Source organism: Streptomyces sp. NPDC046215 (assembly GCF_040646215.1).
In the GTDB taxonomy this organism is placed as follows: Bacteria; Actinomycetota; Actinomycetes; order Streptomycetales; family Streptomycetaceae; genus Streptomyces; species Streptomyces stramineus.
In genome coordinates this window covers 46,036-55,188 of sequence record NZ_JBEYZW010000048.1, presented here as the reverse complement: position 1 = coordinate 55,188, position 9,153 = coordinate 46,036, and the positions used below count along the sequence as shown (strand labels likewise).

Annotated in this window: 9 protein-coding genes; 6 read left to right on the top strand and 3 right to left on the bottom strand. The window is 72.6% G+C overall.

Annotated features, from left to right (window positions below; all coding sequences use genetic code 11):
- Positions 1-156 precede the first annotated feature (156 nt).
- The 3 genes from wecB to ABZ951_RS21180 all read right to left on the bottom strand — a co-directional run bounded on the left by wecB (position 157) and on the right by ABZ951_RS21180 (position 3,256).
- Positions 157-1,293, bottom strand: a complete 1,137-nt coding sequence (gene wecB / locus ABZ951_RS21190) for a UDP-N-acetylglucosamine 2-epimerase (non-hydrolyzing) (RefSeq protein WP_344092952.1) — start codon at positions 1,291-1,293, stop codon at positions 157-159.
- 137 nt (positions 1,294-1,430) lie between these two features.
- Positions 1,431-2,132 (bottom strand): response regulator transcription factor, encoded by a 702-nt coding sequence (locus tag ABZ951_RS21185; protein ID WP_344092954.1) that lies wholly within the window; start codon positions 2,130-2,132, stop codon positions 1,431-1,433.
- On the bottom strand, positions 2,129-3,256 hold the full coding sequence (locus ABZ951_RS21180) for a PAS domain-containing sensor histidine kinase (RefSeq protein WP_344092956.1): 1,128 nt from the start codon (positions 3,254-3,256) through the stop codon (positions 2,129-2,131). The genes ABZ951_RS21185 and ABZ951_RS21180 overlap by 4 nt, the downstream gene beginning before the upstream one ends.
- 306 nt (positions 3,257-3,562) lie before the next feature.
- Between ABZ951_RS21180 and ABZ951_RS21175 the strand changes: the two genes are divergently transcribed.
- From ABZ951_RS21175 to mreD, 6 genes are all read left to right on the top strand, one after another.
- Positions 3,563-5,092, top strand: a complete 1,530-nt coding sequence (locus tag ABZ951_RS21175) for a folylpolyglutamate synthase/dihydrofolate synthase family protein (protein WP_344092987.1) — start codon at positions 3,563-3,565, stop codon at positions 5,090-5,092.
- Between the two features lies 1 nt (position 5,093).
- On the top strand, positions 5,094-5,450 hold the full coding sequence (locus ABZ951_RS21170; protein WP_344092958.1) for a DUF4233 domain-containing protein: 357 nt from the start codon (positions 5,094-5,096) through the stop codon (positions 5,448-5,450).
- A gap of 190 nt (positions 5,451-5,640) precedes the next feature.
- On the top strand, positions 5,641-6,054 hold the full coding sequence (ndk, locus tag ABZ951_RS21165) for a nucleoside-diphosphate kinase (protein ID WP_344092961.1): 414 nt from the start codon (positions 5,641-5,643) through the stop codon (positions 6,052-6,054).
- A gap of 286 nt (positions 6,055-6,340) precedes the next feature.
- Entirely contained in the window at positions 6,341-7,360 is a 1,020-nt protein-coding gene (locus ABZ951_RS21160; protein WP_004950903.1) for a rod shape-determining protein, read from the top strand.
- A 171-nt stretch (positions 7,361-7,531) separates the two neighbouring features.
- A complete protein-coding gene (mreC, locus tag ABZ951_RS21155) occupies positions 7,532-8,464 on the top strand; it encodes a rod shape-determining protein MreC (RefSeq protein WP_344092964.1) in 933 nt (310 codons plus the stop codon).
- A gap of 4 nt (positions 8,465-8,468) precedes the next feature.
- Positions 8,469-9,143, top strand: coding sequence for a rod shape-determining protein MreD (mreD, locus tag ABZ951_RS21150; RefSeq protein ID WP_344092966.1), 675 nt, complete (start codon positions 8,469-8,471; stop codon positions 9,141-9,143).
- Positions 9,144-9,153: the final 10 nt, after the last annotated feature.

Genomic DNA, 9,153 nt, shown 5'->3' with positions numbered 1-9,153 from the left:
GGGGGGGGGCCCCCCGGGCCCCCCCTTTCCCCGGGCCCGCGCGGGGGGGGGTGTGTGGGGGGGCGGGCGGGGTTTAAAAACCAGCCCGTCCGGCGCTTGAGGACCGGGGTCCGGGGCGGAGCCCCGGTTACGGGAAGGGGCGGGGTGGGGGAAGAACTAGGCGGCGGCAGCCAGCCGCTGCGGGGCAGCGATCGCGACCAGCAGGTTCACGATCCGCTCCGATGCCAGTCCGTCCCCGAAGGGGCTCGGCAGGGCGGCCAGGCGGGCCAGGCCCCGCGGCCCCTCGGCGAGGCGGCGGCGGGCGGCGGCGCCGATCGCCGCCCCGGGCTCCACCAGGTCGGCGAAGTCCCCCATGGCCTCCGGCCGCTCGGTGGAGCGGCGGACGACCACCAGCGGGCGGCCGAGGACCGTGCACTCCTCCTGGATGCCGCCCGAGTCGGAGACCAGCAGTGCCGCGTGGCGGGCCAGGGCGAGGAACTCGCCGTAGCCGAGCGGGGCGGTCACCGTGAGCGGGCCGAGCAGGGCGGCGAGGCCCGCGGCCTCGACGCGGGCCCGGGTGCGCGGGTGGAGCGGCAGCAGGACCGGGCGGCCGGCGGTGGCGAGGGCGGCCAGCTCGGTGAGAACGGCGCGCAGGGCCTCGGGGGAGTCGGTGTTCTCGGGCCGGTGCACGGTGGCCAGGACGTACCCGTCGGCGGTCAGCCCGTGCCGCGCGAGGAGCGCCGCGCGCGCGTCCGCGTCCGGCAGCTGGCCGCGCACGGCCTCGACGACGGTGTTGCCGGTGACGGCGATCCGGGCGTCCTCGATGCCCTCGGCGAGCAGGTTGGCGCGGTTGTCCTCGGTGGCCGCGCACAGCACGTCGGCGACGCGGTCGATGAGGACGCGGTTGTGCTCCTCGGGCATGTTGCGGTCGTGGCTGCGCAGCCCCGCCTCGACGTGCAGCAGGGGGATGCCGCGGGCGTTGGCGGCGAGCGCGCCGGCGAGGGCGGCGTTGGTGTCGCCCTGGACGACGACGGCCAGCGGCGGCTCGGCGGTGAAGAGGGCGTCGAGCTGGGCGAGCGCGGCGGAGATCTGGACGGCGCGCGGCTGTCCGCCGACACCCGTCAGGAAGGTGGGCTCGGGCAGGCCCAGCTCGGTGAGGAAGCGGCCCGACAGCTCCTCGTCGTAGTGCTGACCGGTGTGCACCAGATGGGCGGCGGGTCCCAGGAGGCGCACGAGGTCGGTGAGCTTGACGAGCTCGGGGCGGGTCCCGAGGACGACGGCGACACTACGGACGGGCAGGGAGCTGTGCGGCACAGGGGACTCCTGGAGCTGGCGGGCGGTGACAGCTCCAGAGCTTGTGGTGCTTCGGTTGCGGGTCCGGCGGGCCTTCGGTTGCCCGATGGTTGCGATCTCGTTCCGGCGGGGGATCCGGGACCTTGGTCCCGCCGGGTTCAGGGACCTTCGCCGTCCCCGTCGCCGCTGTAGCGGTAGCCCAGTCCCCGTACGGCCTCCACGGGGTCGGCGGCCTCGTCCCCGGCGGCCTGGCGGAGCTTGCGCCGCAGCCGCAGGACGGCGAACTTCACCCGCTCCCGGCCGGTGCCCTCCGGGTCGTCCCAGACCCGGTCGAGCAGCTGGTCGGTGGTGATCACCCGGCCCCGGTTGCGGACGAGGATCTGCAGCAGCCGGTACTCGATGTCGCTGAGCCGGGCCTCGTGGCCCTGCCAGACCGCCGAGCGCCGCTCGGGCACCAGCCGCAGCCCGTTGTCGAAGGAGTCGCCGGCCCAGCGGGTGGGCGCGGTGCGGCGCAGCAGCGCCTCGACGCGGGCGAGCAGCTCGTCGTTGCCGAACGGCTTGGGCAGGTAGTCGTCGGCTCCGGCGCGCAGGCCGCGGACCCGGTCGGTCTCGGCGCCGCGGGCGGTGAGCAGGAGGACGGGCAGGTCGCTGAGGTCACGGGTGCGCTCCAGGACCTCCCAGCCGTTGAGCTGGGGCAGGCCGATGTCCAGGAGCATGAGCGCGGGCCGGTCGGCGAAGAGCAGGCGGAGCCCGTCGCGGCCGTTGTCGGCGTGCAGGACCTCGTAGCCGGCCCGGGTGAGGAGGGTGCGCAGGGCGAGGGCGAGGTCCTGGTCGTCCTCGACGACGAGGACGCGCGTCACGGCCGGCCCCCGGCGGGGGCGGGACCCGCGACGGGCAGCCGGATCAGGAAGGAGGCGCCCTCGCCCTCGGTGCCGCCGGCGGTGAGGGTGCCGCCGTGCAGCTGGACGACGGTGCGGCTGATGGCGAGCCCCAGCCCGGTGCCCGGATATCCGCCGTGCTGCGCGTTGGGCGCACGGACGAATCCGGTGAAGATCTCCTCGCGGAATTCCTCCGGGATGCCGATTCCGGTGTCGGTGACCTCGATTTCCCAGAACGCCCCCCGGGGTGCGGCGGTGACGGTGATCCGGCCGTCCGGCGGGGTGAATTTGGCGGCATTCTCCAGCAGATTGGCCAGAACGTGCTGAAGCCGGTGCTGGTCGCCGCGGAGGGCGGGGCCGGGGGCGCAGTCCAGGACGGTGAAGACGCCCGCTTCCTTTGTCGTGGAGAGCCGGTCCAGGACGGCGTCCTGGAGCATCGACGCCACCTCCACCATTCCGAACTCCAGTTCTGGGTGGGCGGCTCGCATGCGGGTGGTCAGCAACAGATCGGCGATCACTCTTTGCATGCGGCCGGCATTGCGCCGGATGGCGCCGAGCGAGGAGATCTGGTCGTCGGTCAGGGTGCCGAAGGCGGGGTCCGCCAGCAGCTCGCAGAAGCTGATGACGGAGGCGAGCGGGGTGCGCAGCTCGTGGGAGGCGGCGGCGGTGAAGGCGTTGCGCTGCCGGGCCAGCTCGGTGAGGGCGAGGTTGTCGCGCTCCAGGTCGCGCTCGCGCCGCTTGCGCTCGCTGATGTCGTGGAAGACCCACAGGGCGCCCAGGTGCCTTCCCTCGTGGCGCAGCGGCTCGACCTCCCGCCGGATGGTGCGCCCGTCGGTGAGGGGGATCTCGGCCGTCCGGTGGACGCGGCGCCCGGGGTGGAAGCCGGCCGGGGCGCCGGCCGTGCCGGGGCTGTAGAAGGCCCGCACGAGCGGGAGGACCGGCTCCATGGGGGAGCCGGGGGTGAGGTCGACCCGGCCCTCCAGATCGAACATGCGGACGAACTTCCGGTTGGCGGCCAGCACCCGGTCCTCGGGGTCCTGGAGCAGCGCCCCCGCGGGCAGCGCCTCCAGGACCGCCTGGAGCCGGTCCCGGTCCTCGGTCGGCATCTGTCTCACCCAGCTCTCGTGGAGGCGGGGAACCCCGACTCCCGTGACGGGAGTTTTCGGGAAAACCGTGATGAAGAAGGCCGTATGTCACCGTATGCCAAGGAGAAGGACTGCGCCCCCGATGAACCGACCGCTCCGGCACGCGGCCGTCTTCGCGCCAGGGGTACGTTTCCGGTTGACGCGGCCCGCTCGGAGGCCGGCGGCAACGGCCTCGCCGCCCCCCTGGCCCGGGCCGTGATGCGCGCGGGAGCCGGCCCCCGCCGCCTGATGCCCGCGCTGTCGGTGCGGCTCCGTAGACTGGTCGGCGTGACCGAGCGCCCCCTGAACGACGACAACGGCGACACCGGATCCGGCGAGGATGCCCGGTTCGCCGAGATTGTCGATGCCGAGACCGACCGCGACCCCGACCTTGCCGTGATCGAGGCCGGCAGCCGCACCCTGCGCGCGCAGGGCGGCGCGCCGCAAGGGGACGGCGTGCCCGCCCGCCCCGCCGACCCCGAGGTGGACCGGGCGCTGCGCGAGGTGGAGACCGAGCTGGCCGGGCGGTGGGGCGAGACCAAGCTCGACCCCTCGCTGGTCCGCGTCGAGGCGCTGATGGACATCCTCGGCCAGCCGCAGCGTGCCTACCCCTCCATCCACATCACCGGCACCAACGGCAAGACCAGCACCGCCCGCATGATCGAGGCCCTGCTGGGCGCCTTCGACCTGCGCACCGGCCGCTACACCAGCCCGCACGTCCAGTCCGTCACCGAGCGCATCAGCCTCGACGGCGCGCCGATCAGCGCCGAGCGCTTCATCGAGACGTACCGCGACATCCAGCCGTACGTCCAGATGGTCGACGACCGCGAGGAATACCGGCTGTCCTTCTTCGAGGTGCTGACGGCCATGGCCTACGCGGCCTTCGCCGACGCCCCCGTCGACGTGGCCGTCGTCGAGGTCGGCATGGGCGGCACCTGGGACGCCACAAACGTCATCGACGGCACCGTCGCCGTGGTCACCCCCATCTCCCTCGACCACACCGACCGGCTCGGCACCACGCCCGGCGACATCGCCGGGGAGAAGTCCGGCATCGTCAAGGCCGACGCCACCGTCGTCCTGGCCCAGCAGCCGGTGGACGCCGCGCAGGTGATGCTCAAGCGCGCCGTCGAGGTGGACGCCACGGTCGCCCGCGAGGGCATGGAGTTCGGCGTCACCGCCCGCGAGGTCGCCGTCGGCGGCCAGCTGCTGACGCTGCGCGGCCTGGGCGGCGAGTACCCCGACGTCTTCCTGCCGCTGTACGGGGCCCACCAGGCGCACAACGCCGCCGTCGCCGTGGCCGCCGTCGAGGCGTTCTTCGGCATCGGCTCGCAGCACGCCCGCACGCTGGACCTGGACACCGTCCGCCGCGCCTTCGCCTCCGTCACCTCGCCGGGCCGGCTGGAGGTCGTCCGCCGCAGCCCCACCGTGGTGCTGGACGCCGCGCACAACCCGGCGGGCGCCGAGGCCGCGGCCTCGGCCGTCACCGAGGCGTTCGGCTTCAGCCGCCTCGTCGGAGTGGTCGGCGCCAGCGCCGACAAGGACGTCCGGGGCCTCCTGGAAGCCTTCGAACCGATTTTCGCCGAGGTCGTGGTGACCCGGAACTCCACCCACCGCGCCATGGACCCCGACGAGCTGGCCGCCGTGGCGGTCGAGATCTTCGGCTCCGAGCGGGTGCAGGTCGAGCCCCGGCTGGACGACGCCCTGGAGGCGGCCATCACCCTCGCGGAGGAAGAGGGCGAGTTCGGCGGCGCGGGCGTCCTGGTGACCGGCTCGGTGATCACCGTGGGCGAGGCCCGCCTGCTCCTGGGAAGGAACTGACATGCGAACGCTGTGCGCCAGCACTCTGATCGGTGAATTCTTCGTCATCGGCTTCGCCGGCCTGGTGGCCATGAAGACCTCCGGCCTGGACACCGGCACGGTCTGGGCCGTCAGCGGCACGGCCATGGTGGTGAGCGTCCTGCTGTGCGGGATGCTCACCCGGCCCGGCGGCGTACAGCTGGGCTGGCTCCTCCAGATCGGCCTGATCGTCAGCGGCCTCATCGTGCCGATGATGTTCATCCTGGGCGTGCTCTTCGGCGGCCTGTGGTGGGCGTCCGTGCACTTCGGCCGCAAGATCGACGAGGCCAAGGCGAGGTTCGCTGCGCTGGCTGATGAGGCGGCGGCCGACCCCGTTTAGGGTGCACCACGGGTGCACCACCGCTGCGCGGCGGTGTCCTCAAGCGCCGGACGGGCTGGTTCGGGCTGAGCTCAGCCGAAACCAGCCCGTCCGGGGGCACCTCCCAGCGGTACAGGGCCCGTGCCGGAGGCACGCGGTGTCCCTGTAGCCTCTGCCGCAATACACCTGCCTGCCTGCAAGGAGCCGCACTATGAGCCAGCGCACCCTCGTCCTCCTCAAGCCGGACGCGACCCGGCGCGGTCTGATCGGCGAGATCGTCGGCCGCATCGAGCGCAAGGCCAACTGGACGATCGAGGCGCTGGAGCTGCGCACGCTGGGCCGCGAGGTGCTGGAGCAGCACTACGCCGAGCACGTCGGCAAGCCGTTCTACGAGCCGCTGATGCAGTTCATGTCCTCCGGGCCGGTCGTCGCCCTGGTCGTCGAGGGCGAGCGGGTGATCGAGGGCGTCCGGGCGCTGGCCGGGCCGACCGACCCCATCTCGGCCGCGCCGGGCTCCATCCGTGGTGACTTCGGCACCATCACCCGCGAGAACCTCATCCACGCCTCGGACTCCGAGGAGTCCGCCCAGCGGGAAATCAAGATTTTCTTTCCGGGCCTCGCCTGATAGCGGATCAGACGCGCACCCATTCTGATCAGGGGCGGCCGATTTCTTTTCGGCCGCCCTTGGCATATGCGCGGCGAACGAGGGAACCTCTCACTCCGACACGACGTCACCATTACTGGGGCGAGCTCGCGTTCCGCCGACAATGGCGGAGGAACCCTCGCGCCGGGTTCGAGTGGTCGAGACTACGATGAAGCTTCCGCGCCCCGCAGCGCACCGCAGACCTGCCGACCTCAAGTAAGCACTCGCTCCAGCTGGGAAGGCCAGACGTATCCTCATGGGGAACAACATGTCGTTCATCGGCCGTGACATGGCTGTCGACCTCGGGACCGCCAACACGCTGGTGTACGTCAGAGGTCGCGGAATCGTCCTCAACGAGCCGTCCGTCGTCGCCATCAACACCAACACCGGCGGCATCCTCGCGGTGGGCGCCGAGGCGAAGAAGATGATCGGCCGCACCCCTGGCAACATCGTCGCGGTGCGCCCCCTCAAGGACGGCGTGATCGCCGACTTCGAGATCACCGAGCGCATGCTCCGCTATTTCATCCTCAAGATCCACAAGCGGCGCTGGATGGCCCGCCCCCGCGTCGTGGTCTGCGTGCCCTCCGGCATCACCGGCGTCGAGCGGCGCGCCGTCATCGAGGCGTCCACCCAGGCGGGCGCCCGGCAGGTGCACATCATCGAGGAGCCGATGGCCGCCGCGATCGGCTCGGGCCTGCCCGTCCACGAGGCCACCGGCAACATGGTCGTCGACATCGGCGGCGGCACCACCGAGGTCGCCGTCATCTCCCTCGGCGGCATCGTCACCGCGCAGTCCATCCGCGTCGCGGGCGACGAGCTGGACAACGCGATCATCCAGCACATCAAGAAGGAGTACAGCCTCCTCCTCGGTGAGCGCACCGCCGAACAGATCAAGATCACCATCGGTTCGGCCTACGACCTCGAACAGGACGAGCACACCGAGATCCGCGGCCGCGACCTGGTCAGCGGGCTGCCCAAGACGGTCGTCATCTCGGCCGCCGAGGTCCGCAAGGCCATCGAGGAGCCCGTCAACTCCATCGTCGACGCCGTCAAGACCACCCTCGACAAGTGCCCGCCCGAGCTCTCCGGCGACGTCATGGACCGCGGCATCGTCCTCACCGGCGGCGGCGCCCTGCTGCGCGGCCTGGACGAGCGGCTGCGCCGCGAGACCGGCATGCCGATCCACATCGCCGAGGACCCGCTGGACTCCGTCGCCCTCGGCTCCGGCAAGTGCGTCGAGGAGTTCGAAGCGCTCCAGCAGGTCCTGGACGCCCAGCCGCGCCGCTGACCCGCGAAACCGATCGGCCGAGCCCTCGCGCCCGCCTCCGCCAAGGAAGCGCGAGGGCGGCGCCCGGCGTACCCGCAGCCGGGAATCAACCTGATATACAGGCAGAACGCTCCCGATGACCGGCCCGGACCCGCAGCCGACCGGTCCGACGAGAAGGGCACGCCGCCGCACGTGAGGGACACACGAGAGAGCCGGCTGCTGCTGGTGCTGCTGGTCGCCATCGCGTTCGCACTGATCACGGTGGACATCCGCAGCGGTGAGCGGTCCCCGCTCGACGGCGTCCGGCACGCCGCCGCCACGGCCTTCGGCCCGGTGGAGAAGGGCGTCGCCACAGCCGTCGACCCCTTCGGCAACGCCGTCGCCGCCGTCCGGGACTCCGACGAACGGCACAACCGCATCACCGCGCTCGAACGCGAGAACACCACCCTCAAGCAGCGCCTCGGCAGCGACGACCGCAACCGCGGCCGCGCCCGGGAGCTCGACGCCATGCTCAAGACCGCGGGCGCCGGCCAGTACGGCATCAAGGGCGCCCAGGTCATCGCCATAGGAGCCGCCCAGGGCTTCTCCTGGACGGTCACCATCGACGCCGGCAGCCGCGACGGCATCCGGCGCGACATGACCGTCCTCAACGGCGACGGCCTCGTCGGCAGGGTCACCACCGTCGCCTCCTCCACCGCGACGGTCCTCCTCGCCCACGACCCCAAGTTCACCGTCGGCACCCGCATGGAGAAGACCGGCGAGCTCGGCTTCGCCACCGGCCAGGGCAACCACTCGCTGCGCGTCGAACTCCTCAACGGCAAGGCCACCGTCCGCGAGGGCGACCGCCTCGTCACCTTCGGCTCCAGCCGCGACAAGCCCTTCGTCCCCGGCGTCCCCGTCGGCGAGGTCACCCGGGTGGACCCCGCCGGCGGCGGGCTGACCCGCACCCTGCAGATCCGCCCCTACGTCGGCTACAGCAAGCTCGACATCGTCGGCGTCGTCGTCCAGCCCCCGCGCACCGACCCCCGCGACACGGTCCTGCCGCCCAAACCCGAACCCCCCAAACCCACGCCCACCGTGACCGTCACGGCCACCCCCACCCCGAGCGCCAAACCCGAGGACTGAGCCGATGCGCCTCAACCGGATCCTGCTCTCGACCCTGCTCGTCGTGGTCGCACTGGTGGTCCAGGTGACCGTCCTCGCCCGGCTGCACCTCCCCGGCGCCGTCCCCGACCTGCTGCTGCTCGTCGTCATCGGACTCGCCCTGGTCTACGGGCACACCAGCGGCGCCCTCATCGGGTTCTGCGCCGGCCTGTTCGCCGACGTCGCGCCCCCCGCCGACCACGCCACCGGCCGGTACGCCCTCGTGCTGTGCCTCGTCGGCTATGTCGTCGGCCTCGCCCGGCCCGAGAACGGGCGGCTGCGCTCGGCCACCGTCCCCATGCTCGTCGTCGTCGCGGCGGCCGTGGGCTCCACCCTGCTCTACGCGGGCGTCGGCTCCCTCGTCGGCGACACCTCGGCCCGCCACGTGGGCCTGACCGGCCTGCTGATCAGCGCCGCCGTCTACGACCTGCTGCTCGCGCCCTTCACCGTGCCCCTCATCATGGCGGCGGCCCGGCGAACCGAGAACGACCCGCTGGCCGCCGAGGGCCCCTCCACCATGGGCGGCGGCGAGGGCTCCTACGGCTGGCTGGGCGGCACCGGCCGGGGCCGCGGCGGGCGGATCGGCAGCCAGCGCGCCGGCCTGCTCGGCAAGTCCGCCCGCGGCAGGACAGGACGGATCAAGGGGGTCAAGCGCCTGTGACACCGCAACC

Bases quoted from the DNA above. Each gene is read 5' to 3' on its own strand.
- ABZ951_RS21180 (WP_344092956.1), bottom strand. From the start codon at position 3,256: ATGCCGACCGAGGACCGGGACCGGCTCCAGGCGGTCCTGGAGGCGCTG.
- ABZ951_RS21170 (WP_344092958.1), top strand. From the start codon at position 5,094: ATGCGAACGCTGTGCGCCAGCACTCTGATCGGTGAATTCTTCGTCATC.
- ndk (WP_344092961.1), top strand. From the start codon at position 5,641: ATGAGCCAGCGCACCCTCGTCCTCCTCAAGCCGGACGCGACCCGGCGC.
- ABZ951_RS21160 (WP_004950903.1), top strand. From the start codon at position 6,341: ATGTCGTTCATCGGCCGTGACATGGCTGTCGACCTCGGGACCGCCAAC.
- mreD (WP_344092966.1), top strand. From the start codon at position 8,469: ATGCGCCTCAACCGGATCCTGCTCTCGACCCTGCTCGTCGTGGTCGCA.